General features: G+C 70.0%; 21 protein-coding genes and 2 tRNA genes. 18 read left to right on the top strand and 5 right to left on the bottom strand.

Annotated elements, in window-relative coordinates; genetic code table 11:
• Nucleotides 1-30 precede the first annotated feature (30 nt).
• Both OG422_RS09850 and OG422_RS09845 read left to right on the top strand, forming a co-directional pair.
• Nucleotides 31-1,176, top strand: a complete 1,146-nt coding sequence (locus tag OG422_RS09850; RefSeq protein WP_405742025.1) for a SpoIIE family protein phosphatase — start codon at nt 31-33, stop codon at nt 1,174-1,176.
• Nucleotides 1,177-1,457: 281 nt separating this feature from the next.
• Nucleotides 1,458-1,901 carry a DUF3592 domain-containing protein gene (locus tag OG422_RS09845; protein ID WP_405742023.1) on the top strand — a complete coding sequence of 148 codons (444 nt, stop codon included), beginning with the start codon at nt 1,458-1,460 and terminating at the stop codon, nt 1,899-1,901.
• Between the two features lie 108 nt (nt 1,902-2,009).
• On the opposite strand, the gene OG422_RS09840 is transcribed toward OG422_RS09845, so the two are convergent.
• Entirely contained in the window at nt 2,010-3,227 is a 1,218-nt protein-coding gene (locus OG422_RS09840; RefSeq protein ID WP_405742021.1) for an acyltransferase family protein, read from the bottom strand.
• A 701-nt stretch (nt 3,228-3,928) separates the two neighbouring features.
• On the opposite strand from OG422_RS09840, the gene OG422_RS09835 reads away from it, so the two are divergent.
• Nucleotides 3,929-4,123 carry a hypothetical protein gene (locus tag OG422_RS09835; RefSeq protein WP_143940896.1) on the top strand — a complete coding sequence of 65 codons (195 nt, stop codon included), beginning with the start codon at nt 3,929-3,931 and terminating at the stop codon, nt 4,121-4,123.
• Nucleotides 4,124-4,216: 93 nt separating this feature from the next.
• Here OG422_RS09835 and OG422_RS09830 read toward each other — a convergent pair whose 3' ends face one another.
• Complete coding sequence (locus OG422_RS09830; protein ID WP_143940897.1) at nt 4,217-4,603, bottom strand: arsenate reductase family protein; 387 nt, start codon at nt 4,601-4,603, stop codon at nt 4,217-4,219.
• A gap of 98 nt (nt 4,604-4,701) precedes the next feature.
• Nucleotides 4,702-4,772 (bottom strand) — tRNA-Gly (locus tag OG422_RS09825).
• Nucleotides 4,773-4,910: 138 nt separating this feature from the next.
• On the opposite strand from OG422_RS09825, the gene OG422_RS09820 reads away from it, so the two are divergent.
• The 5 genes from OG422_RS09820 (at nt 4,911) to clpX (ending at nt 9,731) form a co-directional block, all read left to right on the top strand.
• Nucleotides 4,911-4,987, top strand: a tRNA-Pro gene (locus tag OG422_RS09820).
• A gap of 286 nt (nt 4,988-5,273) precedes the next feature.
• Complete coding sequence (tig, locus tag OG422_RS09815; protein ID WP_143940898.1) at nt 5,274-6,656, top strand: trigger factor; 1,383 nt, start codon at nt 5,274-5,276, stop codon at nt 6,654-6,656.
• 287 nt (nt 6,657-6,943) lie between these two features.
• Nucleotides 6,944-7,546: an ATP-dependent Clp protease proteolytic subunit gene (locus tag OG422_RS09810; RefSeq protein ID WP_185993847.1), complete on the top strand. Its 603-nt coding sequence runs from the start codon at nt 6,944-6,946 to the stop codon at nt 7,544-7,546.
• 66 nt (nt 7,547-7,612) lie between these two features.
• Entirely contained in the window at nt 7,613-8,290 is a 678-nt protein-coding gene (locus OG422_RS09805; RefSeq protein WP_143940900.1) for an ATP-dependent Clp protease proteolytic subunit, read from the top strand.
• 157 nt (nt 8,291-8,447) lie between these two features.
• Nucleotides 8,448-9,731, top strand: a complete 1,284-nt coding sequence (gene clpX, locus OG422_RS09800; RefSeq protein WP_143940901.1) for an ATP-dependent Clp protease ATP-binding subunit ClpX — start codon at nt 8,448-8,450, stop codon at nt 9,729-9,731.
• A gap of 76 nt (nt 9,732-9,807) precedes the next feature.
• Here the strand turns inward: clpX and OG422_RS09795 are convergent, their stop codons facing one another.
• Nucleotides 9,808-10,788, bottom strand: coding sequence for a hypothetical protein (locus tag OG422_RS09795; protein ID WP_405742018.1), 981 nt, complete (start codon nt 10,786-10,788; stop codon nt 9,808-9,810).
• A 138-nt stretch (nt 10,789-10,926) separates the two neighbouring features.
• Between OG422_RS09795 and OG422_RS09790 the strand changes: the two genes are divergently transcribed.
• Nucleotides 10,927-13,545 carry a valine--tRNA ligase gene (locus tag OG422_RS09790; RefSeq protein WP_405742016.1) on the top strand — a complete coding sequence of 873 codons (2,619 nt, stop codon included), beginning with the start codon at nt 10,927-10,929 and terminating at the stop codon, nt 13,543-13,545.
• Here OG422_RS09790 and OG422_RS09785 read toward each other — a convergent pair.
• A complete protein-coding gene (locus OG422_RS09785; protein ID WP_405747714.1) occupies nt 13,511-14,692 on the bottom strand; it encodes a hypothetical protein in 1,182 nt (393 codons plus the stop codon). The two genes, OG422_RS09790 and OG422_RS09785, sit on opposite strands and share 35 nt — an antisense overlap.
• Nucleotides 14,693-14,917: 225 nt before the next feature.
• Between OG422_RS09785 and OG422_RS09780 the strand changes: the two genes are divergently transcribed.
• The 9 genes from OG422_RS09780 (at nt 14,918) to rodA (ending at nt 25,613) form a co-directional block, all read left to right on the top strand.
• Entirely contained in the window at nt 14,918-16,366 is a 1,449-nt protein-coding gene (locus tag OG422_RS09780; protein WP_405742014.1) for a peptidoglycan D,D-transpeptidase FtsI family protein, read from the top strand.
• 160 nt (nt 16,367-16,526) lie between these two features.
• Nucleotides 16,527-18,041: a bifunctional folylpolyglutamate synthase/dihydrofolate synthase gene (locus OG422_RS09775; protein ID WP_405742012.1), complete on the top strand. Its 1,515-nt coding sequence runs from the start codon at nt 16,527-16,529 to the stop codon at nt 18,039-18,041.
• Between the two features lie 2 nt (nt 18,042-18,043).
• Nucleotides 18,044-18,397: a DUF4233 domain-containing protein gene (locus OG422_RS09770; RefSeq protein ID WP_405742010.1), complete on the top strand. Its 354-nt coding sequence runs from the start codon at nt 18,044-18,046 to the stop codon at nt 18,395-18,397.
• A 140-nt stretch (nt 18,398-18,537) separates the two neighbouring features.
• A complete protein-coding gene (gene ndk, locus OG422_RS09765; RefSeq protein WP_143940907.1) occupies nt 18,538-18,951 on the top strand; it encodes a nucleoside-diphosphate kinase in 414 nt (137 codons plus the stop codon).
• Between the two features lie 295 nt (nt 18,952-19,246).
• On the top strand, nt 19,247-20,266 hold the full coding sequence (locus tag OG422_RS09760; protein WP_143940914.1) for a rod shape-determining protein: 1,020 nt from the start codon (nt 19,247-19,249) through the stop codon (nt 20,264-20,266).
• A gap of 285 nt (nt 20,267-20,551) precedes the next feature.
• Complete coding sequence (gene mreC / locus OG422_RS09755) at nt 20,552-21,487, top strand: rod shape-determining protein MreC (RefSeq protein WP_143940908.1); 936 nt, start codon at nt 20,552-20,554, stop codon at nt 21,485-21,487.
• Nucleotides 21,487-22,206 (top strand): rod shape-determining protein MreD, encoded by a 720-nt coding sequence (gene mreD / locus OG422_RS09750; RefSeq protein WP_143940909.1) that lies wholly within the window; start codon nt 21,487-21,489, stop codon nt 22,204-22,206. The genes mreC and mreD overlap by 1 nt, the downstream gene beginning before the upstream one ends.
• Before the next feature lie 42 nt (nt 22,207-22,248).
• A complete protein-coding gene (gene mrdA / locus OG422_RS09745; protein WP_143940910.1) occupies nt 22,249-24,402 on the top strand; it encodes a penicillin-binding protein 2 in 2,154 nt (717 codons plus the stop codon).
• A gap of 20 nt (nt 24,403-24,422) precedes the next feature.
• A complete protein-coding gene (rodA, locus tag OG422_RS09740; protein ID WP_143940915.1) occupies nt 24,423-25,613 on the top strand; it encodes a rod shape-determining protein RodA in 1,191 nt (396 codons plus the stop codon).
• Nucleotides 25,614-25,910: the final 297 nt, after the last annotated feature.

Genomic DNA, 25,910 nt, shown 5'->3' with positions numbered 1-25,910 from the left:
CGCCGAACGGGTGGATAAAGTCCCCGTGACATGACACGCCGCCCGAGATCGGAACCCCTGACGGCCCGGCTGCACAAAGCGCTGCACCGGGCTCGCGCCGGCGTGCGCAAGGCGGGGGTCGACTACTTCCGCGGCGACGGCTCCGACGGGCCCGCGCTCGCCGCGCTGCTGTTCTCGGTGGTGCTCATCGCGGGCGGCACGCTGTGGCATCCGGAGTGGTTCGGGCCGACCGCGTTGGTCCTTCCGGTGATCGCCGGCGGCCTCCTGTTGCGCCCCGCCAACCTCCTCGCCCTCTACGCCGCTTCCGCGACCGCCCTGATCGTGGAGGCGGCGCTCTTCGGTCCGTACGACGAGGGTCCGGACCGCATCACGCCCGGCACGGTCCTGATCGTCGCCGCCGTCGGGCTGACCGGCCTGCTGATCGCGCAGTTCCGCAGCCGGGTCGGCGTGCCCTGGCGGCGCGGCAGCACCATGCTCTTCGACCTGCGCGAACGCATCCGGGTACAGAGCGAACTGCCCCGGCTGCCGGAGGGCTGGCACCACGAGATGGCGCTGCGCCCGGCAGGCGGGCAGTCCTTCTCCGGGGACTTCGTCGTCGCCTCCCGCACCCAGGGCGGCAACATCCTGGAGGTCGTCCTCACCGACGTCTCCGGCAAGGGCATGGACGCGGCCTCCCGCTCGCTGCTGCTCTCCGGCGCCTTCGGCGGCCTCCTCGGCTCCCTGCCGCCGAACAGCTTCCTGCCCGCGGCCAACGGCTATCTGCTGCGCCAGGACTGGGACGAGGGCTTCGCCACCTCCATCCACCTCGTCCTCGACCTGGAGTCCGGCGACTACGAACTGCTCTCCGCGGGCCACCTCCCGGCCCTCCAGCTCTGCGCCGGGACCGGCCGCTGGGAGGAGAAGTCCGGCGAGGGCCCGCTGCTCGGGGTCTACGACGGGGCGCAGTTCGACCCGGTGAAGGGCCGGTTGCGCCCCGGCGATGTGCTGATGATGTTCACCGATGGCCTGGTCGAGTCCGCGGACCGCGACATCGCCGAGGGCATGGACCGGCTGACCGGCGAGGCCGACCGCTATGTCGCGGCCGGCTTCGCGGGCGCCGCCTGGCATCTGATCGAGGCGGTGGCCAAGGACGTCAACGACGACCGGGCGCTGCTCCTCATCTGCCGGGACGCGTAGCGCCGACGGGTTCCGGCGCCGCTTCCTCCTGCGCCGCGTCCCGGGTGGCGATCAGCCGGTCGACGACGCGGGTGCCCCACCGCGCCGCGGCACAGGATTTCCCGGATAGACCTCTGCACGACGGGAAGGTGAGGAACACGCGGCGGAGGCCGCCCGGTGCGAGGTCTGGCAGGAGGGGCCGTGGCTCAGGGGACGGGTGGGAGACGGTGAGCGCGCGTCGGTGGCTGTACCGGTTCGGAGGGCGGGCGCGCGTCGCCGGGAAAGTTGTGGGCGGGGTGGCCGTGACGGCTCTGGCGGCGTCGTTCGTCGTCCTCGGGTACGGGTTCGTCCGTACCGGACTCGACGGGCTGAACGACGCCTCCGCGGGCGCCGCGCGTGAACGGTCCGTCGACGGAACCGTCCTGGCGAAAGACAAGGTGAGCGAGCCCCAGGGAAGCCACAGCAAGAGGATCGAAGTTCGTTTCACCACGGCCGCCGGGACGTCCTACCGGTTCTGGGAGGCCGGCGATGCAGACATCGGCGACACGATCCGCGTCCGCTACGAGCCGGGGCGCCCAGAGACAGCGACCACCCACTCCGTGACGAGCAACAGGACGGGGTACGGCATGCTGACCCTGGTCGGGCTCGCGCTCGTGATCCTCATGCCGCTCCTGATACTCAGGCTCGGCCGGGAAGGTCTCCGCGACATCCGGCGGACGGTACGGCTACGGTCGGCCGTGGGATGACGCTGCCGGCCCGGGGATGTCCGCGTCCTTACGCCCCGGGTGCCGTCCTCGCCCCCACGGCATCACCCTGCGGATCACGCGGGTGAGGGAAGTGACGAGCCTTCGGAGTTACCGCGTGGCCGCGGTGCGACTGTCCCGGTCCGCTCCCGGGGCGCCCGCCTCGGGCCCGTTCCGCCCCGCGACCGCCCGACGCGCGTCCTCCGGGTCCTTACGGAACGCCCACGCCATCGTCGGCTCCATCGCGAACCGGAAGACCTTGCGGACCGGCGGGGTGCACAGCGCCGTCACCACCACACCGGCGATCACCGTGACCGCGATCTCTCCGAGCGGCGTGTGCAGCCAGGCGTAATCGTCGAACCAGCCCCAGAAACGGGAGCCCTTGGCGAGGAAGCCGTGCAGCAGATAGCCGTAGAGCGTGCCCGCGCCCAGCACCGTGAACCACGTCCGCCGGGTCGGCACCCAGGAGTAGAAGCACGCCGTCAGCACCAGCGAGCACCCGAAGAGCGCCAGGCTCATCGCCGCCCCGGCCCACCAGGTGGCGCCCAGCTCCTGCGCGCTGTCGCGATGGTAGAACCACGCCGACGTCATCCGGGGCGCCGCCCAGTACGCCACGGCCACCGCCGTCGCGAAGACCGGCACCGCCGCGATCCGCACCGCCCGCCGCCGCACCCACGCGAAGTGCTCCGGCTTCAGATTCAGCCCCAGCACGAAGAACGGCAGGAACTGCAGCACCCGCTGGAGGTCGAGGTCGTCACCGATCTCCGGCGAGACGGAGGCCGCGACGGCGATGGCGAGCGCCAGCGGGACCGGCCGGCGGACGGCCTTCCACAGCGGCGTCGTCAGCCGCCAGATGAACAGCGCGACCAGGAACCACGTCAGGAACCACGGATCGAGCAGGCTGATCGGCATTTTGGGATCGTCGTTCGCCCACCGCGCGAAGAAGGTGTACGCGACCTCGAAGAGGAGGTACGGGACGACGACGCCGGTGATCAGCCGCTGGAGCCGGTCCTTGCGCATGTCGAAACTGCGCGAGAAGTAGCCGGAGATGATGATGAACGCCGGCATGTGGAAGGCGTACACCGTCATGTACAGCGCCTCGGCGGCGCGGCTGCCGTCGGTCAGCGGCTCCCAGGAGTGCCCCATCGCCACCAGCACGATGGCGAGGTACTTCGCATTGTCGAAGAACGCGTCCCGCCCCTGCGCGGGCGCCGCCACCCCGGGACCGGGGTGCTCGGCCGGTCCGCCCGAGGGCGGCGCCGGGTCCGCATCCGCCCCCTCCCGGGCCTCGGGGAGGGCACGTCGCGAGGTCGGCGCAGGCTGAAACATCTGAGGCACCCTAGTGGCGATTCGCCGAATGCGTAAAACCGCCGTCAGGTAATTCGCCATTCCCCCAGGTAAGCGCCGCATACCGGCGCCGACCCCCGCGTGATCCATTTCCGCGGGACGCTCCGCAATATCGCGTACGAATGCCTCATTCGCCGGCGAACTCCCCGATCAACGCGCCGTTTTGTGGCATTTCACCCTCATGAAACGGTCAATAAGGTGCGACGGAGTCACCGGAGGGAATGTCACACTCCCCGGCCGCACATCACCGCGCCGAACGTGAGTGACGCCACATCGGGAAATGTGCTCCGGCGCCCGCGCGGCGAATGCACCGGCTCCGCCGGGTGAATACCCAAGTGGTGAACGTCACTTACCGGCCAGGTGGAACGAAATGATCAGGCCGAATTACCGTTCACGCGGCACGCACCGTTTCTCTCCGCGCCGCCCGCACCGTACGGTGCCCCGCCCGGCCGCCTCCGCGCCCGCTTCCTGGCACCTTGCCGAAACGTCCCCTCGCCCACCACGCGAGCGTGACGTTCGTCCGCTTCGCCCCTCAACGGTACGAAGCGGGCAAAGCGTTGGCCGATGATTCATCACCCGTATGCAGTGGGAAGTGACTTGGTGGCACGATGGGTGCCTGCGGGGGTGTGCACGGCTGCACACTTCCCGGCCGGTGAGGCTTCCGACCGAGGGTGTGATCAGTTGTGGCTCTGTCGCTGTCAGTGGTGCTGCTGTTGGGGATCGTGCTGATCGTGCTGATCCGCGGCAAGACGATCAAGCCGGGCCCGGCGATCGTCGCCATTCTCTTCGGGTTCTTCCTCGCATCCAGCGGTATGGCCCCGTCCATAAACCGGTTCTTCAACTCCCTCGCGGACACGATCAACCACATCACCTTCTGAGCGCCGCCCCGCCGCCGTCCGGCGGCACACCGCGCGGCACCGCCCGCCGGCCCCGGGGCCGGACCGCACCCGCGGCCCGGCCCCGGATCCGTGTCAGCTCCCGGCCGGACCGCCCTGTGCGCCCCGCGCCAGCGCCGACCGCACCGCGTCCTCGCTGCGCCCGACGACGGCTGTGCCGTCGTCCGCGGTGATGATCGGCCGCTGGATCAGCCGGGGATGCGCGGCCAGCGCCTCGATCCACCGCTCCCGCCCCGCGTCCGACCGCTCCCAGGACGCCACCCCCAGCTCCTTCGCCTCGGCCTCCTGCGTCCGCGTGATGTCCCACGGCTCCAGCCCCAGGCGCTCCAGTACGGCCCGCAGCTCGTCCGCCGTCGGCGGCTCCTCCAGGTAACGGCGCACCGTGTACTGCGCCCCCTCCTCGTCGAGCAGGTCGACCGCCGAACGGCACTTGGAACACGCGGGATTGATCCAGATCTCCATGCCGGTCACCCTATGGGCCGCCGCCGCACCCCGTGCGCCCGCCCGCGTACGAAACAAGAGGCCCCGGACCAGTCGGTCCGGGGCCTCTTCACTCTCTGAGCGGGCGACGGGAATCGAACCCGCGTAGCCAGTTTGGAAGACTGGGGCTCTACCATTGAGCTACGCCCGCATGCGCCACAGGTCGTCGCGACCCCGGCACGCAGTGCACTGTAGCGGGTCGGGCCCCTCCACCGCACACCGGTTGACCACGCCTCGGATATCCGGCAGCCGCAGCGCCATCGGCCATGTACCCTACGTGTCGCACCGACGGGGTGTGGCGCAGCTTGGTAGCGCGTCCGCTTTGGGAGCGGAAGGTCGTCGGTTCGAATCCGGCCACCCCGACCAGCAGTACGGCGTACGTCCCGGTGGACAGGTTCCCCGGGACGCGGCCCGCCCGGCCACCACCTACGGATATCCGTAGGTGGTTCGTCCACGGCCCCAGGCGCCGCGAGCGCCCGCCGGACGGGCCCGCGAGGTCGCATTGTCGGTGCCGTCCTCCTTGCGGTTACTATGCAAGCTGCGTGCCCGTGTGTCTCTGTACCGGGCGCGATCGGCCGGGGCCCGCGCCTGAGGGAGCATCCCGGAAGATCCCAGCAGAACCCCAAGAAGTCAGCCCCAAGGAGACCGAACCGTGAAGAGCGCCGTGGAGACCCTGAACCCGACCCGGGTTCGGCTCACTGTCGAGGTGCCCTTCGAGGAGCTCAAGGACAGCCTCGACGCGGCGTACAAGAAGATCAACCAGCAGGTCACGGTGAAGGGCTTCCGCAAGGGCAAGATCCCTGCCCGCGTCATCGACCAGCGGTTCGGTCGCGGCGCCGTGCTGGAGGAGGCCGTCAACGACGCGCTCCCGAAGTTCTACACCGAAGCGGTCAACGAGGGTGAGCTGAACGTCCTCGGCCAGCCCGAGGTCGACATCACCGAGCTGAAGGACGGCGAGCTGCTGGCCTTCACCGCCGAGGTCGACATCCGCCCCGCCCTGGAGATCCCGGACTACTCCGGCATCGAGGTCGAGGTCGACGCCGTCGCGGTGTCGGACGAGGACATCGAGAAGTCGGTCGAGCAGCTGCGTGAGCGCTTCGCCTCCACCAGCCCGGTCGAGCGCGCCGCGCAGGACGGCGACGTCCTGACCCTGGACCTCGAGGCCAAGGTGGACGGCGAGGTCCTGGAGGACGGCGTCGCCAAGGGCGTCAGCTACACCGTCGGCTCCGGTGAGCTGCTGGACGGCATCGACGACGCCGTCAAGGGTGTCGAGGCCGGTGGCACCGCCACCTTCACCTCCGAGCTCAAGGGCGGCTCCGCCCAGGGCAAGGAGGCCGAGGTCAAGGTCGACGTCACCGCCGTCGCCGCCCGCGAACTGCCCGAGCTGGACGACGACTTCGCGCAGCTGGCCAGCGAGTTCGACACGCTCGACGAGCTGAAGGCCGACAGCGTCAAGCGCCTCGAGCAGATGAAGAAGTACGACCAGGCCACCCAGGCCCAGGAAAAGGTGCTGGACGAGCTGCTGAAGCTCGTGGAGGTCCCGATCCCCGAGAAGCTGCTCGAGGACGAGATCAACACCCGCAAGCACAACCTGGTCAACCACCAGCTCGGCCAGATGGGCCTCGACCTCGCGAAGTACCTGGAGATCCAGGGCAAGACCGAGGAAGAGTTCGACGCCGAGACCAAGGAGCAGGCGGAGAAGGGCATCAAGACCCAGTTCATCCTCGATGAGCTGGTCAACAAGGAGAAGCTGAACGTCAGCCAGGAGGAGCTCACCGAGCACCTCATGCGCCGCGCCCAGTCCTCCGGCATGTCCCCCGACCAGTTCGCCCAGGCCGTCGTCGAGGGTGGCCAGGTGCCGATGCTCGTCGGCGAGGTCGCCCGCGGCAAGGCGCTCGCCGTCGTCGTTGAGGCCGCCACCGTCAAGGACAGCAACGGCGAGGTCGTCGAGCTGGACGACGACGAGGACGAGATCGCCGAGACCGTCGTCGCCGAGGCCGAGGGCACCGAGGCCGCGGAGAAGACCGAGAGCTGAGCTCCGGCACCCTCCCGCACCCCTTGATCACGGGCCCGAACGCGCCGCTGCGTGTGTTCGGGCCCGTGCTCGTCACCGCCCGGTGAGCCTGCGCTCACAGCGAACAGTTCTCCCAGCGGGATGGCGTTGTCCGACCTGCGCGTTAGGGTCCGTAGATACGAGGGCAGGGGAGTCTCCGAAACGCGCCGGGGCCACACCGTACGGCGCAGACCCCCACGCCCCGGCAGACGACGCTGAGACGGTTCCGTACCGTCCGACAACGAGCAGGTGGACACGTGACGATCCCGATGCCTTCCGCCGCCGCTGAGCCGACCTTCGGTGGCCTCGGCGACCAGGTCTACAACCGGCTGCTCGGCGAGCGGATCATCTTCCTCGGCCAGCAGGTCGACGACGACATCGCCAACAAGATCACCGCGCAGCTGCTTCTCCTGGCCGCGGACCCGGACAAGGACATCTTCCTCTACATCAACTCCCCGGGCGGCTCGATCTCGGCCGGCCTGGCGATCTACGACACCATGCAGTACATCAAGAACGATGTGGTGACGATCGCCATGGGCCTGGCCGCCTCCATGGGGCAGTTCCTGCTGAGCGCCGGTACCCCGGGCAAGCGGTTCGCGCTGCCCAACGCGGAGATCCTCATCCACCAGCCCTCGGCCGGTCTCGCCGGTTCCGCGTCGGACATCAAGATCCACGCCGAGCGGCTGCTGCACACCAAGAAGCGCATGGCCGAGCTGACCGCCTTCCACACCGGTCAGACCGTCGAGCGGATCACCCAGGACTCCGACCGTGACCGCTGGTTCTCCGCCGACGAGGCCAAGGAGTACGGCCTCATCGATGACGTCATGACCTCCGCCGCCGGCGTTCCGGGCGGGGGCGGCACCGGGGCCTGAGCCCGCGGACCACTCGCCCCACAGCCACCCAGCCCCTTGATCGCCACCAGGACGGTGAACCTCCCGATGAACAACTTCCCCGGCAGCGGCCTGTACCAGGGCGCCGAGTCCGAGTTTTCCGGCCCGCGCGCCGAGTCCCGCTACATCGTTCCGCGTTTCGTCGAGCGCACCTCGCAGGGCGTGCGCGAGTACGACCCGTACGCGAAGCTCTTCGAGGAGCGGGTGATCTTCCTCGGCGTGCAGATCGACGACGCATCGGCCAATGACGTCATGGCGCAGCTGCTGTGCCTGGAGTCGATGGATCCCGACCGTGACATCTCGATCTACATCAACTCCCCGGGTGGCTCCTTCACGGCGCTCACCGCGATCTACGACACGATGCAGTTCGTGAAGCCCGACATCTCGACGGTCTGCATGGGCCAGGCGGCCTCCGCCGCCGCCGTGCTGCTCGCCGCCGGTACCCCCGGCAAGCGGATGGCGCTGCCCAACGCCCGCGTGCTGATCCACCAGCCGTACAGCGAGACCGGCCGCGGTCAGGTCTCCGACCTGGAGATCGCCGCCAACGAGATCCTGCGGATGCGCGCGCAGCTCGAAGAACTGCTGGCCAAGCACTCCTCGACCCCGATCGAGAAGATCCGGGACGACATCGAGCGTGACAAGATCCTGACCGCCGAGGAGACCCTGGCGTACGGTCTGGTCGACGAGATCGTGTCGACGCGCAAGGCGTCGGTCTCGATGGGCTAGCGGTACCGCACAGCCGCCGGGCGCCCGCCCCCTTGAACCGAGTCGACGGAGTCGGTCCAAGGGGGGCCCGTACGAAGGGCCCGGCAAGGTACCGTCGATAGGCAAGCACCCGGGTCCGTAGGAGTAATGCGGATCCCAGGCGAAGGGGAAGCACCTCGTGGCACGCATCGGTGACGGCGGCGACCTGCTCAAGTGCTCGTTCTGCGGAAAGAGTCAGAAGCAGGTGAAGAAGCTCATCGCGGGACCTGGTGTGTACATCTGCGACGAGTGCATCGACCTCTGCAACGAAATCATCGAGGAGGAGCTGGCCGAGACCTCCGAGGTGCGCTGGGAGGAGCTTCCCAAGCCCCGCGAGATCTACGAGTTCCTCAACGGCTACGTCGTCGGCCAGGATCCCGCCAAGAAGGCCCTCTCGGTGGCCGTCTACAACCACTACAAGCGGGTGCAGGCGGGCGAGAACGGCGGCGGCCGCGGCGATGAGGGCATCGAGCTGGCCAAGTCCAACATCCTGCTGCTCGGCCCCACCGGCTCCGGCAAGACGCTGCTCGCGCAGACCCTCGCCCGGATGCTGAACGTCCCGTTCGCCTTCGCGGACGCCACCGCCCTCACCGAGGCCGGTTACGTCGGCGAGGACGTCGAGAACATCCTGCTCAAGCTGATCCAGGCCGCGGACTTCGACATCAAGAAGGCCGAGACGGGGATCATCTACATCGACGAGATCGACAAGGTCGCCCGCAAGAGCGAGAACCCCTCGATCACCCGTGACGTCTCCGGCGAGGGCGTCCAGCAGGCGCTGCTGAAGATCCTGGAGGGCACCACCGCCTCGGTGCCGCCGCAGGGCGGGCGCAAGCACCCGCACCAGGAGTTCATCCAGATCGACACGACGAACGTGCTGTTCATCGTGGGCGGCGCGTTCGCCGGCCTGGACAAGATCATCGAGGCGCGGTCCGGCGCCAAGGGCATCGGCTTCGGCGCCACGATCCGCTCCAAGCGCGAGATCGAGTCGAAGGACCAGCTCAAGGACGTCATGCCGGAGGACCTGGTGAAGTTCGGGATGATCCCGGAGTTCATCGGCCGCCTGCCCGTCCTCACCTCGGTCCACAACCTCGACCGCGAGACGCTGCTGCAAATCCTCGTCGAGCCGCGCAACGCCCTCGTCAAGCAGTACAAGCGCCTCTTCGAACTCGACGGCGTGGAGCTGGACTTCGACCGCCCGGCACTGGAGGCCATCGCCGACCAGGCCATCCTGCGCGGCACCGGCGCCCGCGGTCTGCGCGCCATCATGGAGGAGGTCCTCCAGTCGGTGATGTACGAGGTGCCGTCCCGCAAGGACGTGGCCCGCGTCGTCATCACCGAGGACGTCGTGCACTCCAACGTCAACCCGACCCTGGTGCCGCGCAGCCGCGGCGAGTCGGGCGAACCGCACGAGAAGAGCGCGTAGCGCCCACCCCGTACACACGAGAGCCGCCCGGCAGCGAACGCGCTGCCGGGCGGCTCTCGTCGGTCCCGCGGGGCCGTTACTTCTCCTGGCGCACCTCGTTGCGGACCTTCGCGGTCTTCTCCGACAGCTGCTCCGCACTGAGCGCCTGCGCGGCGGAGGCGCCGGACGGGTCGGGCTTGGCGGCGGAGTTGACGACGCCGATGGCGCTGCTGTCGGCCCAGATGCAGGTGGAGGCCGTCGCCGACGCGCTGACGCCGCCCGACGAGAAGGTGGCCTTCTGCGTGCGGCACTTCATCACGGCGCCGTCGAAGTCGTCGGGGGAGAACGACGTGATTGGCACCGTCGTCTCGATCGTCGTCTTCGCCGCGCTCTTCTTCTGGTCCGCGTCGATCTTGGCGAACAGGGTGTCCACCGCCGAATTCGGGTCCGCGACCTCGCCGTAGACGCCGACCACGCTCAGGGCCTGATCGCCGGCGTTGGCGTAGGACCCCGTGACGGCCTTGCCGTTGGTGATCCCCATCGTCCGCAGTTCCTTGTCGTTGGAGAAGTCCTTGGCTCCGCCCTCCGACCCCGGCTGCTCGGGCGCCTTGGTGTACTCGCCGTTCACCAGCTTGTCCTTGAGGACGATCGTGTACGGCGGAACGCTGCCGCCCGAGCCGAACGCGAAGTACGCGCCCACGGCGATCGCCGCGACGACCGCCACGCCGCCGATGATCAGGCCGATCTTCTTGCCGCCGCCGGAGGAGGGCGGCGGCCCCTGCGGGATCGCGCCGTAGGGCGTCTGCTGGCCGTACGGGGCCTGCTGCTGGCCGTAGGGGCCCGGCTGCTGCGGCTGGCCGTACGGTGCCTGCTGGGGCGCGCCCTGCTGGGGGTAGCCGTAGCCCTGCTGCGGGGGCACCGGGGCGCCCTGCTGCGGATAGCCGTAGCCGGGCTGCGGGGCCGGAGGCTGCGGCTGACCGTACGCTCCGGGCTGCTGCGGCTGACCGTACGGTCCGGGCTGCTGCGGCTGCTGCGGCTGCTGGCCGTACGGTCCGGGCGGCGGCTGGTTGAAGCTCATGGAGCGGTTCCCCTCGTGACAACTGGCGGGCAGGCTGCGTTCCTGCCGTACACATCCTGTACGACACCGCTGACAGTCGGTGCCCCGGGGGCGAAACCGATTCGAAGCTGCGACATCCACGCCCGTACACTGTCGGTCGTGACCGAGAACACTCAGCAGAGCCACCACAGCGCCCCCGAACTGCCGACTCAGTACACGCCGGCCGACGTAGAGGGGCCGCTGTACGAGCGCTGGGTGGAGCGGGGCTACTTCACCGCCGACGCGAAGAGCGAGAAGCCCCCGTACACGATCGTCATCCCCCCGCCGAACGTCACCGGCTCGCTGCACCTGGGCCACGCCTTCGAGCACACGCTGATCGACGCCCTCACCCGCCGTAAGCGCATGCAGGGCTACGAGACGCTGTGGCAGCCCGGCATGGACCACGCGGGCATCGCCACGCAGAACGTCGTCGAGCGGGAGCTGGCCAAGGAGGGCAAGTCCCGCCACGACCTGGGCCGCGAGGCGTTCGTCGAGCGGGTCTGGCAGTGGAAGGCCGAGTCCGGCGGCCAGATCGCCGGGCAGATGCGGCGCCTGGGCAACGGCGTCGCCTGGGACCGCGACCGCTTCACCATGGACGAGGGCCTCTCCCGCGCCGTCCAGACCGTCTTCAAGAAGATGTTCGACGACGGCCTCATCTACCGCGCCGAGCGCATCATCAACTGGTGCCCGCGCTGCCTGACGGCCATCTCGGACATCGAGGTCGACTACCAGGACGACGACGGCGAGCTGGTCTCGCTGAAGTACGGCGAGGGCGAGGACACCGTCGTCGTCGCGACCACCCGCGCCGAGACGATGCTCGGTGACACCGCGGTCGCCGTCCATCCGGACGACGAGCGGTACGCCCACCTCATCGGCAAGCGGATCGTGCTGCCGCTGACCGGCCGCACCATCCCGGTCGTCGCGGACACGCACGTCGACCCGGAGTTCGGCACCGGTGCCGTCAAGGTCACGCCCGCCCACGACCCGAACGACTTCGCCATCGGCCTGCGCCACGACCTCGAATCGATCAAGGTCCTGGACGAGCGGGGCGTCATCACCGCCCACGGCCCGTTCGAGGGGCTCGACCGTTTCGAGGCGCGCTCGGCGATCGTCGCCGCGCTGCGCGCCGAGGGCCGGATCGTCGCCGAGAAGCGGCCGTACGTCCACTCGGTGGGCCACTGCTCGCGGTGCAAGACCACGCTGGAGCCGCGGCTGTCGCTCCAGTGGTGGGTGAAGGTCGAAACGCTCGCCGAGGCGGCGGGCGACGCGGTCCGCGACGGGCGGGTGAACATCCACCCCGCCGACCTGACGCAGCGCTACTTCGACTGGGTCGACAACCTCAACGACTGGTGCATCTCCCGGCAGCTGTGGTGGGGCCACCGCATCCCCGTCTGGCACGGCCCGAACGGCGAGACCGTGTGCGTCGGCCCCGACGAGCAGCCGCCGAGCGGCGAGGGCTGGGAGCAGGACACCGACGTGCTCGACACGTGGTTCTCCTCCGGTCTGTGGCCGTTCTCCACGCTGGGCTGGCCGGAGAAGACCGAGGACCTCGCGAAGTTCTATCCGAACGCGACGCTGGTCACCGGGTACGACCTGATGTTCTTCTGGGTTGCCCGGATGATGATGTTCGGCCTGTACGCGATGGACGAGGTGCCCTTCCGCACCGTCGCGTTCCACGGCATGGTCCGTGACGAGCACGGCAAGAAGATGTCGAAGTCGTTCGGCAACACCGTCAATCCGCTGGACTGGATGGACAAGTACGGCTCCGACGCCCTGCGGTTCACGCTCGCCCGCGGCGCCAACCCCGGCACCGACGTGCCGATCGGCGAGGACTGGGTCCAGGCGTCGCGGAACTTCGCCAACAAGATCTGGAACGCCGCCCGCTTCGCGATGATGAACGGCGCGACGATCGAGGGCCCGCTACCCGCCGCCGAGCAGCTGTCGGCGACCGACCGCTGGATCCTCTCCCGCCTCAACGCCACCGTCGCCGACGTCAACGCCCTCTACGACGACTACCAGTTCGCGAAGCTCGCCGACGCCCTCTACCACTTCGCGTGGGACGAGGTCTTCGACTGGTACGTCGAGCTGTCGAAGACGACGTTCATGGCCGGTGGCGAGGGGGCGAAGGTCTCGGCGCGGGTCCTGGGCGAGGTCCTGGACGTCACGCTGCGGCTGCTGCACCCGATCGTGCCGTTCGTCACCGAGACGCTGTGGACGACGCTGACCGGCGGCGAGTCGCTGGTCGTCGCCGAGTGGCCGGCCGACTCCGGCTTCCGGGACGCGGCGGCCGAGCAGGAGATCGCGGTGGTCCAGCAGGTCGTCACCGAGGTCCGCCGGTTCCGCTCCGACCAGGGTCTCCAGCCCGGTCAGAAGGTGCCCGCGCGGCTGGAGCTGGCCGGTACGGCGCTGGCGGCGCACGAGGCGGCCATGCGGTCGCTGCTGCGCCTCCAGCCCGCGGGGGAGGAGTTCAGCGCCACCGCGTCGCTGCCCGTCGCCGGTGCCACCGTCGCGCTGGACCTCTCCGGTGCGATCGACGTCGAGGCGGAGCGCAAGCGGCTGACGAAGGACCTGGCCGCCGCCGAGAAGGAGAAGGCGCAGGCCCTGGGCAAGCTCGGCAACGAGGCGTTCCTCGCCAAGGCGCCCGAGAAGGTCGTGGACAAGATCCGCGGCCGGCTGGAGACCGCCGAGGCGGACCTCGTCCGGATCACCGCTCAGCTGGCGGCGCTCCCGCAGGCATGACCGCACCCGGGGACTGCCCCGGGATGTACACCGCAGGCCCCTCGTCCGTACGGGCGGGGGGCCTGCGCCGTCCTCTCCGCTCGCGCACCGGCCACAGCAGGACGTACGCCGTGGACACCGCCACGAAGCCCAGCCGGATCAGACCGCGCGCCGCGTCGTCGGGGACGGCGAAGACGCTGCCGTAGAGGGTCAGCAGCGCCAGCCAGCTCCACCAGGGCACCAGCCGCCGCTGCCCGATGACGTCCCAGAGCAGCGTGCCCAGCAGCACCGACGCCGTGTAGTACGTGTAGACGCTCGGGTCGAGGACGATGCGGGCGTTGGCGCCGAGCAGCACCACGGCGGCCCAGCGGCCCCGCCATACCGCCAGCGAGCCCAGGGTCAGGCCCAGTACGGCCTGTGCGGGGCGGTCCCAGCCGGGCGTCTCGGGGTCGCCGACGCCCAGCCAGCGCAGCGCGGACGCCGGATGGTTGGGGATGGCGAAGCGCGCCGCGGCCACCGTGTCGGGGGAGTCCAGGAAGAACGGCAGCCAGGCGACCGCGACCAGCGCCGCGCACCACAGCCCGGCCCGCAGCCACTGCCGGCGGGGGAGGGCCAGCAGCAGCGGCAGGAAGGCGAGGGCGGTGGGCTTGGCGTCCATCGCCAGTGCCAGGCAGACGCCGGTCGCGGCCGGGTTGCCGCGGGTCAGGAAGCGGACGGCGAGTGCGGTGAAGAAGAGCGCGAGGACGTCGTCGAGGTGGCCGAAGCGGACCGCGACCTCGATCCACATCGGGATGAACGCCAGCCCGGCGATGAGCACGCGCTGCCGCAGCCGCCGGTGGTTGGTGCCGGTGCCCAGGAAGTGCTCGGCGGCGCTGCGCCCGGCCAGCACGGTGATCACCAGGCCCAGCAGCGACATCAGCGCCGCGGCCAGGAACTGCCCGGTGGCCTCGGGGAACGGGTTGAAGACCCCGGCGATCAGGAAGCTGACCGGCCCCATTTGGAGCTCGGGGTGGTGCGCGTAGAGGTTGAGGCCGCCGGTGCCGTCGCCGGCTGACCCCTGGTAGAGGAGTTCACCCCCGGCCCGCAGATAGTGCCAGGAAAAGCCGCCGTGCGGCTCCACCACCGCGAACCACAGCACCGTCCAGCCGGTGAGCAGCACCAAATGCATCCGCTGACGCGTCGGCGGCACGTTCTTCGCTCCCGTATTCCGTCCGCTCGTTCCGGAAAGGGCTCCCGGAGCCCCCTCCGACGAAGAGGGAGTAATCCGTGGAAACGTTCCCTGTCCGGGCCGAAAGGTCATTTTCATCGCCCTCTCATGAAGCCGGGTGACCCTGGGCGGGGCCGCCGGAGTTTCCGGACGAACCGCCCGAACCGTGAGGAGCAGCGCCCGATCATGAACAAACCTCTGCGCCGGGTCTCGGTCTTCTGCCTGACGCTGATCGTCGCGCTGATGGGCTGGGTCACCTGGATCCAGGGCGTCAAGGCCGACGCGTACCGCAGCGATCCGCACAACCCCCGGGTCACCATAGGGAAATACGCCGCCCCGATGGGCAACATCCTCATCGACGGGCAACCCGTCACCGGCTCCGCCAAGACCTCCGGATCGCTGCGGTACAAGCGCACCTACACCGACGGCAGCCTCTACGCGCCGGTCACCGGCTTCTCCTCGCAGGTCTATGGATCCACCCAGCTGGAGGCGCTCTACGGCGACCTCCTGGACGGCACCGACAGCCGTCTGCAGTCCCCGGCGGACGCACTGTCACGCAAGCGCCCCAAGGGTGGCGACGTCGCCACCACCATCGACGCGTCGGTGCAGAAGGCCGGGTACAAGGCGCTCGGCGACAAGAAGGGCGCGGCCGTCGCCCTCGACCCGGCGACCGGCAAGATCCTCGCGATGGTCAGCACGCCCTCGTACGACCCGGGGAAGTTCGCCGGATCGGATGACGCGGACGGCAAGGCGTGGCAGGCGATGAGTGACGATCCGGACAGCCCCGAGGTGAACCGCGCGCTGCGGCAGGCGCTGCCGCCCGGCTCCACCTTCAAGCTGGTCGTCGCGGCCGCCGCGCTGGAGAACGGGCTGTACTCCTCGGTCGACGAGCCGACCCGCAGCCCCGACCCGTACACGCTGCCGCACACCCGCACCCGGCTGACCAACGAGAGCGCCTCGGCGCCGTGCGAGAACGCGGACATCCGCACCGCGCTCCAGTACTCCTGCAACACGGTCTTCGCGAAGATGGCCGCCGACCTGGGCAAGGACAAGGTCCGGGCGCAGGCGGAGAAGTTCGGGTTCAACGACGGGAAGATCGACACCCCGGTTCGGACCGGCAAGAGCGTCTATCCGAAGGACATGGACGAGGCGCAGACCGCGCTCTCCGGCATCGGGCAGTTCGACGACCAGGCGACGCCGATGCAGATGGCGATGGTCGCCGCGGCCATCGCGAACGGCGGCGAGCTGAAGACCCCGCAGCTGGTCGACCGGCTCACCGACGGCTCCGGCAACACCCTGGAGAAGCCGGGCGCGAAGACGTACGGCCGGGCGATGTCGGCGGACACCGCCGCGCAGCTGCGCTCCGCGATGCGCACCGTCGTCGACAAGGGCACCGGCACCAACGCCAAGATCGACGGCCTGACCGTCGGCGGCAAGACCGGCACCGCGCAGCACGGCGTCGACAACAGCGGTACCCCGTACGCGTGGTTCGTGTCGTACGCGCAGGACGACCGGGGGCGGCAGGTGGCGGTCGCGGTGATGGTCGAGGACAGCGGCGCCGCGCGCGATGAGGTCTCCGGCAACGGCCTCGCGGCGCCGGTCGCCCGGGCGATGATGAAGGCGGCGCTGCGGTGAGCCGGACGGGCCGGGCACCGAGGGCGGACCGGTCCGGCGCGACGGGCCGCGGGGGTGTGCCGGGCGGCCGGTCCCGGCAGCGGGCCCGGGACCTGCGGGGCGGCCGCGGGCCGTGGTGCGGGCGAGACCGTTGTCAGGGGTGACTCGTAGACTGGTCGGCGTGAGCGAGAGCCCCCAGAACGACGACCCCGAGCAGACCGACGCCTTCGAGGAGATGGTCGACGCCGAGTCCCGGCGCGACCCCGATCTTGCGGTGATCGAGGCCGGCAGCCGGACCCTGCGCGCACAGGCCGGCCCCCCGCAGGGGGACGGCGTGCCGACCCGTCCCGAGGACCCCGAGACCGACCGTGCGCTGCGCGCGGTCGAGGAGGAGCTGGCGGGCCGCTGGGGGGAGACCAAGCTCGACCCGTCGGTGCAGCGCATCAAGGCGCTGCTGGACATCCTCGGCTCCCCGCACCGCGCCTACCCCGCCATCCACATCACCGGCACCAACGGCAAGACCAGCACCGCCCGGATGATCGAGGCGCTGCTCGGCGCGTTCGATCTGCGTACCGGCCGGTACACCAGCCCGCACGTCCAGTCCGTCACCGAGCGGATCAGCCTGGACGGCGCGCCGATCTCCGCCGAGCGGTTCATCGAGACGTACCGGGACATCGCGCCGTACATCGAGATGGTCGACGCCCAGCAGCAGTACCGGCTCTCGTTCTTCGAGGTGCTGACGGCGATGGCGTACGCCGCGTTCGCCGATGCCCCGGTGGACATCGCCGTCGTCGAGGTCGGCATGGGCGGCACCTGGGATGCGACCAACGTCATCGACGGCGATGTCGCGGTGATCACCCCCATCGCGCTGGACCACACCGACCGGCTGGGGGACACCCCCGAGAAGATCGCCGTCGAGAAGTCCGGGATCATCAAGAAGGACGCGACGGTCGTGCTGGCGCAGCAGCCGGTGGAGGCCGCGTCGGTGATGCTCAAGCGCGCGGTCGAGGTGGACGCCACCGTCGCCCGTGAGGGCATGGAGTTCGGCGTGCTCTCCCGCGAGGTCGCGGTCGGCGGGCAGATGCTGACGCTGCGCGGTCTGGGCGGCGAGTACCCGGACATCTTCCTGCCGCTGCACGGCGCCCATCAGGCGCATAACGCCGCGGTGGCGCTCGCCGCGGTCGAGGCGTTCTTCGGCATCGGCTCGGCGCACGCCCGCAGCCTGGACATCGACACCATCCGCAAGGCGTTCGCCTCCGTCGCGTCGCCGGGCCGGATGGAGGTCGTCCGCCGCAGCCCGACGGTGGTGCTGGACGCCGCGCACAACCCGGCGGGCGCCCGGGCGGCGGCCGAGTCGGTCACCGAGGCGTTCGATTTCAGCCGCCTGGTGGGCGTGGTCGGCGCCAGCGACGACAAGGACGTCCGGGGCTTCCTGGAGGCGTTCGAGCCGGTCTTCGCCGAGGTCGTGATCACGCGTAATTCCAGCCATCGCGCGATGGACCCGGACGCGCTGGCCGCGGTCGCCGTCGAGGTCTTCGGCAGCGAGCGGGTCCAGGTCGAGCCGCGGCTCGACGACGCCCTGGAGGCGGCGATCACCCTCGCCGAGGAAGAGGGCGAGTACTCCGGAGCCGGTGTGCTGGTCACCGGCTCGGTGATCACGGTCGGCGAGGCCCGGCTGCTGCTGGGGAGGCGTTGACGATGCGCACGCTCTGTGCGAGCACCCTGATCGGCGAGTTCTTCGTCATCGGCTTCGCCGGCCTGGTGGCGGTACAGCTCAACGACCTCCCGGCGGCCACGGTCTGGACGGTCAGCGGTATCGCCATGCTGCTGTGCGTCCTGCTGTGCGGCGCGCTGACCCGGCCCGGCGGCGTCCAGCTGGGCTGGGGCCTGCAGATAGCCCTGATCGCCAGCGGCTTCGTCGTCCCGGCGATGTTCTTCCTCGGCGTGGTGTTCGCCGCGCTGTGGTGGGCGTCGGTGCACTACGGCCGGAAGATCGATGAGGCGAAGGCCCGCTGGGCGGCGATGGCGGAGGCGGAGGCGGAGGCGGCGTAGTGCCGCGGGGACGGGCGGCCCGGCCGGTGCGCGCGGGCGGGCGCCCCGGCGTCGCCCCGCCCGCTCCCGCCCGCCGGGCTCAGGCCGCTTCCCTGTAGCCTCGCCTCACCGCATCCCGTTCTTTGCAAGGAGCCTTCTTCATGAGCCAGCGCACTCTCGTCCTTCTCAAGCCTGACGCGGTCCGTCGTGGCCTGGTCGGCGAGATCATCGGCCGGATCGAGCGGAAGGCCGGCTGGACGATCGGTGCCCTGGAGCTGCGCAACCTCGACCGCGCGATCCTGGAGCAGCATTACGCCGAGCATGCCGGCCGGGACTTCTACGAGCCGCTGGTCGCTTTCATGTCGTCCGGTCCGGTGGTTTCTCTCGTCGTCGAGGGTGAGCGGGTCATCGAGGGCGTCCGCGCGCTCGCCGGTCCCACCGACCCGATTACCGCACCGAGTGGGTCCATTCGTGGGGACTTCGGCACGATCACCCGGGAGAATCTGATCCACGCCTCGGATTCCGAAGAGTCCGCCGAACGGGAGATCAAGATCTTCTTTCCCGGCCTTTCCTGATACGTCATCGCGCGTATACCGCTCGTGACCAGGGGCGACCGGTGAAATCACCGGTCGCCTCCTGGCATGTGTGGCACGTTCGGGGGAACGCGACTCGGCGACACGACGTCACCATTCAGGAAGGCGGGTGCGGGTACCGCCGACAATGGCGCAAGTGGCGCCCACCGCCGTGTTCGGGCGGGTGGCGCGACGAACTACGATGAAGCTTCCGCGCCGCGGCGCATCACCTCCTGCCGACCTCCAGTAAGCATTCGCTCCAGTTGGGAAGGCCAGACGTATCCTCATGGGGAACAACATGTCGTTCATCGGCCGTGACATGGCTGTCGACCTCGGCACCGCCAACACGCTGGTGTACGTCAGGGGTCGCGGGATCGTGCTGAACGAGCCCTCGGTCGTGGCCATCAACACCAACACCGGCGGCATCCTCGCGGTGGGCGCCGAGGCGAAGAAGATGATCGGGCGCACGCCCGGCAACATCGTCGCCGTACGGCCCCTCAAGGACGGCGTCATCGCCGACTTCGAGATCACCGAGCGGATGCTCCGCTACTTCATCCTCAAGATCCACAAGCGGCGGTATCTGGCCCGCCCGCGGGTCGTGGTCTGCGTCCCCTCCGGCATCACCGGCGTCGAGCGCCGCGCCGTCATCGAGGCGTCGACGCAGGCGGGTGCGCGGCAGGTGCACATCATCGAGGAGCCGATGGCCGCCGCGATCGGTTCCGGTCTGCCGGTCCATGAGGCCACCGGCAACATGGTCGTCGACATCGGCGGCGGCACCACCGAGGTCGCCGTCATCTCGCTCGGCGGCATCGTCACGGCCCAGTCCATCCGCGTCGCCGGTGACGAGCTGGACAACGCGATCATCCAGCACATCAAGAAGGAGTACAGCCTTCTGCTGGGCGAGCGGACCGCCGAGAGCATCAAGCTCACCATCGGGTCGGCGTACGACCTGGAGCAGGACGAGCACACCGAGATCCGCGGCCGCGACCTGGTCTCCGGCCTGCCGAAGACCGTCGTCATCTCCGCCGCCGAGGTCCGCAAGGCCATCGAGGAGCCCGTCAACTCCATCGTCGACGCGGTCAAGACGACCCTCGACAAGTGCCCGCCGGAGCTGTCCGGCGACGTCATGGACCGCGGCATCGTCCTCACCGGCGGCGGCGCCCTGCTCCGCGGTCTCGACGAGCGGCTGCGCCGCGAGACCGGCATGCCCATCCACATCGCCGAGGACCCGCTCGACTCCGTCGCGCTCGGCTCCGGCAAGTGCGTCGAGGAGTTCGAGGCGCTCCAGCAGGTCCTCGACTCCCAGCCGCGCAGGTAACCCGACCGGACCGTCCGGGCCGCGGACGCCCTGCGGCGTCCGTGCCGGGCGGGCACCATGGCGGAGGGCCGCCTCGTTCGTGCGGCGGTCCGCTGATATACAGGCACCACCCCGGGACGGGCCCCGCCCGGCCCCCGGGCACCGCCCCAACTCCCCGAAAAATCCGGTGGACTGACCCCGCACCACCAGTCACCGCATACACAGGCACCACGCTCAGCACTCCCGAACGAGACCGGCGGGGCCCGCAGCCGGCCGGTCCTACGAGGAAGGACACGGCCGCCGCACGTGAGGGACACACGAGAGAGCCGGCTGCTACTTGTGCTGCTGGTCGCCATCGCGTTCGCGCTGATCACGGTGGACATCCGCGGTGGCGAACAGTCCCCGCTCGACGGTGCCCGCCAGGCCGCCGCCTCCGCCTTCGGCCCCGTCGAGAACGGGGTCGCCGGAGCGGTCAACCCGATCGGCAACGCCATCGGCGCGGTACGCGACTCGGGCGAACGGCACACCAGGATCGCCGCGCTGGAACGCGAGAACGCCACCCTGAAGGCCAAGCTCGGCTCGTCCGACCGCAACCGCAACCGCGCCGCCGAGCTGGACAAGATGCTCAAGACCGCCGGTGCCGGGCAGTACGGCATCAAGGGCGCCCAGGTCATCGCCATCGGCGCGGCCCAGGGCTTCTCCTGGACGGTCACCATCGACGCGGGCAGCCGCGACGGCATCGCCCGCGACATGACGGTGCTCAACGGCGACGGGCTCGTCGGCCGCGTCACCACCGTCGGCACCTCCACCGCCACCATCCTGCTCGCCAACGACCCGGACTTCACCGTCGGCACCCGGATGGAGAAGACCAACGAGATCGGGTTCGCGTCCGGTCAGGGCGGCCGGGCGATGCGGGTGCAGCTCCTCAACGGCAAGGCGGCGGTGAAGAAGGGCGACCGGATGGTCACCTTCGGCTCCAGCAAGGACAAGCCGTTCGTGCCGGGTGTGCCGGTCGGCCGCGTCGTCAAGGTCGAACCGTCCAACGGCGATCTGACCCGTACCGTCCAGGTCCGCACCTACGTCGGCTTCTCCCAGCTCGATGTCGTCGGCGTGGTCGTCCAGCCGCCGCGCCAGGACCCGCGTGACTCCGTGCTCCCGCCCGCGCCGGCGAAGCCCCGGCCGACGCCCACGGTCACCGTCACCGCCACCCCCTCCGACGGCGCATACCCAGGAGCTGACTGATGCGCATCTACCGGATCCTGCTGACCGTCCCGCTCGTGCTCGTCGCCCTGGTCCTCCAGGTCAGTGTCCTGGCCCGGCTCCAACTCCCCGGCGCCGTACCGGACCTGCTGCTGCTCGTCGTCGTCGGTCTCGCGCTGGTCTACGGGCACGTCGGTGGCGCCCTCGTCGGCTTCGCCGCCGGACTCCTCGCCGACCTCGCGCCCCCTTCCGACCATGCCATCGGCCGCTACGCCCTGGTGCTCTGCGTCGTCGGGTACGCCGTGGGCCTGACCCGCCCGGAGAACGGCCGTCACCGCTCGGCGACCGTCCCGCTGCTCGCTGTCCTCGGCGCCGCCGTCGTCTCCACGCTGCTCTACGCGGGCGTCGGGGCGCTGGTCGGCGACACCACCGCCCGGCACGTCGGCGTCGGCGGTCTGGTCCTCAGCGCCACCGTCTACGATCTGCTGCTCGCCCCGTTCATCGTCCCCGGTGTGATGGCGCTCGCCCGACGCCTGGAGGGTGAGCCGCTGACCGGCGACGGCCCCGGCAGCCCGAGCGGCGCGGTCGCCGGGCGGGAGCCCGCGTACGGCTGGATGACCACCGGCACCGGCCTCAAGGCGTCCCGTGGCGGTATGAAGGCCGGGCGGGCGCCGAAGCCGGCCCGGACCTCCCGGGGCGGCCTCCTCGGCCGGTCCGCGCGGAACAAGGCCGCCCGTATCAAGGGGGTCAAGCGGCTGTGACCGACCGACTGCCGCGCGTCCGGGCCGAGCTGCGGAGGGGCCATGAGCAACATTCCTGAGACCGGCCGGACCTCCCGGGTCACGGCCCGGCTCGTCGCGATCCAGATCCTCGTCTTCTCCCTGCTGCTCACCCTCGGCGGCCGCCTCTGGTACCTCCAGATCCGCAACGGCCAGGAGTACGCGAGCAAGGCCCGCAGCAACCACGTCCAGCAGGTCGTCGACCCGGCCACCCGCGGTTCGCTCCTCGACGCCCGCGGGGTGCCGCTCGCCGACAACGAGACCCGGCTGGTGGTCTCCGCCAGCCGCACCGAGCTGCTGAAGATGAAGGACGACGGCAAGGCCGTCCTCGGCCGCCTCTCCGACGTCCTCGGCATCCCCGAGCAGGAGATCCGCAACAAGGTCCGGCTCTGCGACGCGAAGACCCCGCAGCCGTGCTGGAACGGCTCGCCGTACCAGCCCATCCCGATCACCGACAAGGCCACCACCCAGCAGGCCCTCCAGATCCGCGAGCGCTCCGAGGACTTCCCCGGCATCAGCGCCGAGCCGACCGCCGTCCGCCGCTACGCCGCCCCGGCGAAGGCGGAGACCGCGCAGGTCCTCGGCTATCTCTCGCCCGTCACCGACGAGGAGATCAAGAAGGCCGAGCACACCCGCTCGCCGCTGCTGCGGTCGGACCAGATCGGCCGCTCCGGCCTGGAGCGGACGTACGACAGCGCGTTGCGCGGCAAGGCCGGGGTCACCCGCTACGAGGTCGACAACCTCGGCCGGGTCATCGGCAAGGCCCACAGTGATCCGGCCGTCCCCGGCGCCAACGTCATCACCAGCATCGACGCCCGGGTGCAGGCGGTGGCGGAGAAGGAGCTGTACCAGGCGATGAAGGACGCCCGCCTGGAGCACGACAAGAACACCGGCACCAACTACAAGGCGGACGCCGGTGCCGTCGTCGTCATGGAGGCGAAGACCGGCCGCGTCGTCGCGATGGCGTCCAACCCCTCGTACGACCCGAACGCCTGGGTCGGCGGCATCTCCGGCAAGGACTACGCCAAGCTCACCGGCAAGAAGTCCAACTACCCGCTGCTCAACCGCGCCACCCAGGGGCAGGCGGCGCCCGGCTCGATCTTCAAGGTCATCTCGACCACCGCCGCCGTCAACGCGGGCTACCCGTTCAACGGGCACTACCCCTGCACCAGCTCGTTCAACATCGGCAGCCAGGTCTTCAAGAACTTCGAGTCGGAGAACTTCGGCCCGATCAGCCTCGGCCGCGCGCTGGAGGTCTCCTGCGACACGGTCTTCTACAACATCGCCTACGACCAGTGGAAGAAGGACGGCGGCAACAGCCCCAAGAACCCCGCCGACTGGTTCTACAAGACGGCCCATCAGTTCGGCCTCGGCAAGAAGACCGGCATCGACCTGCCGGACGAGGTCAGCGGCCGGGTCCCGGACCGCCGCTGGAAGAAGGACTACTGGGAGGCGAACAAGACCGGCTGGTGCGCCCAGGGCAAGAACGCCGACGACTACGTCTCCAAGATCGCCAAGGAGAACTGCGAGTCCGGCATGAAGATGCGCGCCGGTGACTCCGTCAACTACTCCATCGGCCAGGGCGACACCCTCGTCACCCCGATCCAGATGGCGACGATCTACGCCGCGCTCTCCAACGGCGGCACGCTCCACGACCCGACCCTCGGCAAGGCGATCGTCAGCCCCGACGGCAAGAGCATCGAGAAGATCACGCCCAAGGCGCACGGCAAGCTGCCCGACAGCCCGCAGACGCTCCAGCAGATCGACGCGGCGCTCGCCGGCGTCGCCACCCGCGGCACCGCTGCCTGGCGCTTCCAGGGCTGGCCGCAGGAGAAGATCCCGATGCACGCCAAGACCGGTACCGCCGAGGTCTACGGCAAGCAGACGACTTCGTGGTTCGCGACGTACACCAAGGACTACTCCATCGTCATGACCATCTCCCAGGGTGGTACCGGCTCCGGCGCCTCGGGACCGGCCGTCCGCAAGATCTACAACGCGCTCTACGGCGTCGATGACAGCGGCGGGATCGACAAGAAGTCCGCGCTGCTCCCGGCCCCGGAGGCGTCGCTGCCGGTCATCGAACGCGACGGCACGATCCAGGCGCAGCCCGTCGAACCCATCGAGAACGCTGACGACCCGTCGGCGGACGAGACGGGCCAGGGGGCGGAGGAAGAGTGACGACGAGTCCCACCTCCCGGATGTTCAACGTCCGGCGGTACGCCCCCGAGACCGGCGCCTGGGGCAAGCTGATGGACCGTGATTCGGCGGTCCGCAAGCTCGACTGGCCGCTGTTGCTGTCCTGTCTGGCGCTGTCGCTGCTCGGCTCGCTGCTGATCTTCTCCGCGACCCGCAACCGCATGGAGCTGAACCACGGCGACCCGTACTACTTCTTCCTGCGGCACCTGCTGAACACCGGCATCGGCCTGACGATGGCCGCCGGGACCATCTGGCTCGGCCACCGCACGCTGCGCGGCGCCATCCCGGTGCTCTACGGCGTGTCGGTGGTGCTGGCGCTGCTGGTGCTGACGCCGATCGGCGCCACCATCAACGGCTCGCGGTCCTGGCTGGCGATCCCCGGCGGCTTCTCGTTGCAGCCCGCCGAGTTCGCCAAGATCACCATCACGCTGGGGATGGCGATGATCCTCGCCTCCCGGGTCGACGCGGGGGACACCCCGCACCCCGACCACCGGACCGTCGTCCAGGCGCTCGGCCTCGCTGCCGTGCCCGTTCTGGTCATCCTGCTGATGCCGGACCTCGGATCGATCATGGTGCTGGGCGCCATCATCCTCGGTGTGCTGCTCGCCTCCGGAGCCTCCAACCGCTGGATCCTCGGCCTGCTGGGCACCGGCGTCGTCGGGTGCCTCGCGATCTGGCAGCTCAATCTCCTCGACGAGTACCAGATCGCCCGCTTCGCCGCGTTCGCCAACCCGAGCCTGGACCCGGCGGGCGTCGGCTACAACACCAACCAGGCGCGCATTGCCATCGGCGGCGGCGGGCTCACCGGCTCCGGTCTCTTCCACGGCAGCCAGACCACCGGCCAGTTCGTCCCCGAGCAGCAGACCGACTTCATCTTCACCGTCGCCGGTGAGGAGCTGGGCTTCCTCGGCGCGGGCCTGATCATCGTCCTGCTGGGCATCGTGATGTGGCGCGCCTGCCGCATCGCCCGGGAGACGACGGAGCTGTACGGCACGATCGTCGCTGCCGGGATCATCGCGTGGTTCGCGTTCCAGGCGTTCGAGAACATCGGCATGACGCTCGGCATCATGCCGGTCACCGGTCTGCCGCTGCCGTTCGTCTCCTACGGCGGTACGTCGATGTTCGCCGTCTGGATCGCCATAGGGCTGCTGCAGTCCATCCGGGTGGAGCGGCCGGTGTCGGCCTCCCGCTGACGCCCCACGCGCGGGGCCCGCAGTGCGAACCAGAGCCCGGCGGGGCGGTCCGTCCCGCCGGGCTCCGCCATGCCCCAGGCGTCGGCGAGGGCGCCGAACAGCAGGCCGGAGAGGTCCGCGGCGCCGTCGTGGCCGGTTCGGGGCGCGGGGCCGGTTCGGGGCGCGGGGCCGCCGGGCCCGCCGTGGCCGTGACGCCTGGCACCGCACCTCGCGGCGTTGTCGCCCCACCCACGGACACCCGGTCCGCGGGCGGGACTCCGCCTTGCGAGGCACGGCACCGGACGCCACGGCCTGATC

The sequence above is a fragment of the Streptomyces sp. NBC_01525 genome (assembly GCF_045040405.1).
GTDB classification, from domain to species: Bacteria; Actinomycetota; Actinomycetes; order Streptomycetales; family Streptomycetaceae; genus Streptomyces; species Streptomyces benahoarensis.
The sequence above is the reverse complement of the archived record's forward strand: the minus strand, read 5'-3'. Positions and strand labels throughout refer to the sequence as shown.

Bases quoted from the DNA above. Each gene is read 5' to 3' on its own strand.
- OG422_RS09770 (WP_405742010.1), top strand. From the start codon at position 18,044: ATGCGCACGCTCTGTGCGAGCACCCTGATCGGCGAGTTCTTCGTCATC.
- ndk (WP_143940907.1), top strand. From the start codon at position 18,538: ATGAGCCAGCGCACTCTCGTCCTTCTCAAGCCTGACGCGGTCCGTCGT.
- OG422_RS09760 (WP_143940914.1), top strand. From the start codon at position 19,247: ATGTCGTTCATCGGCCGTGACATGGCTGTCGACCTCGGCACCGCCAAC.
- OG422_RS09780 (WP_405742014.1), top strand. From the start codon at position 14,918: ATGAACAAACCTCTGCGCCGGGTCTCGGTCTTCTGCCTGACGCTGATC.
- OG422_RS09840 (WP_405742021.1), bottom strand. From the start codon at position 3,227: ATGTTTCAGCCTGCGCCGACCTCGCGACGTGCCCTCCCCGAGGCCCGG.
- OG422_RS09805 (WP_143940900.1), top strand. From the start codon at position 7,613: ATGAACAACTTCCCCGGCAGCGGCCTGTACCAGGGCGCCGAGTCCGAG.
- mreD (WP_143940909.1), top strand. From the start codon at position 21,487: ATGCGCATCTACCGGATCCTGCTGACCGTCCCGCTCGTGCTCGTCGCC.
- OG422_RS09830 (WP_143940897.1), bottom strand. From the start codon at position 4,603: ATGGAGATCTGGATCAATCCCGCGTGTTCCAAGTGCCGTTCGGCGGTC.
- OG422_RS09795 (WP_405742018.1), bottom strand. From the start codon at position 10,788: ATGAGCTTCAACCAGCCGCCGCCCGGACCGTACGGCCAGCAGCCGCAG.
- OG422_RS09850 (WP_405742025.1), top strand. From the start codon at position 31: ATGACACGCCGCCCGAGATCGGAACCCCTGACGGCCCGGCTGCACAAA.
- OG422_RS09785 (WP_405747714.1), bottom strand. From the start codon at position 14,692: ATGCATTTGGTGCTGCTCACCGGCTGGACGGTGCTGTGGTTCGCGGTG.
- mrdA (WP_143940910.1), top strand. From the start codon at position 22,249: ATGAGCAACATTCCTGAGACCGGCCGGACCTCCCGGGTCACGGCCCGG.
- rodA (WP_143940915.1), top strand. From the start codon at position 24,423: ATGTTCAACGTCCGGCGGTACGCCCCCGAGACCGGCGCCTGGGGCAAG.
- OG422_RS09810 (WP_185993847.1), top strand. From the start codon at position 6,944: ATGCCTTCCGCCGCCGCTGAGCCGACCTTCGGTGGCCTCGGCGACCAG.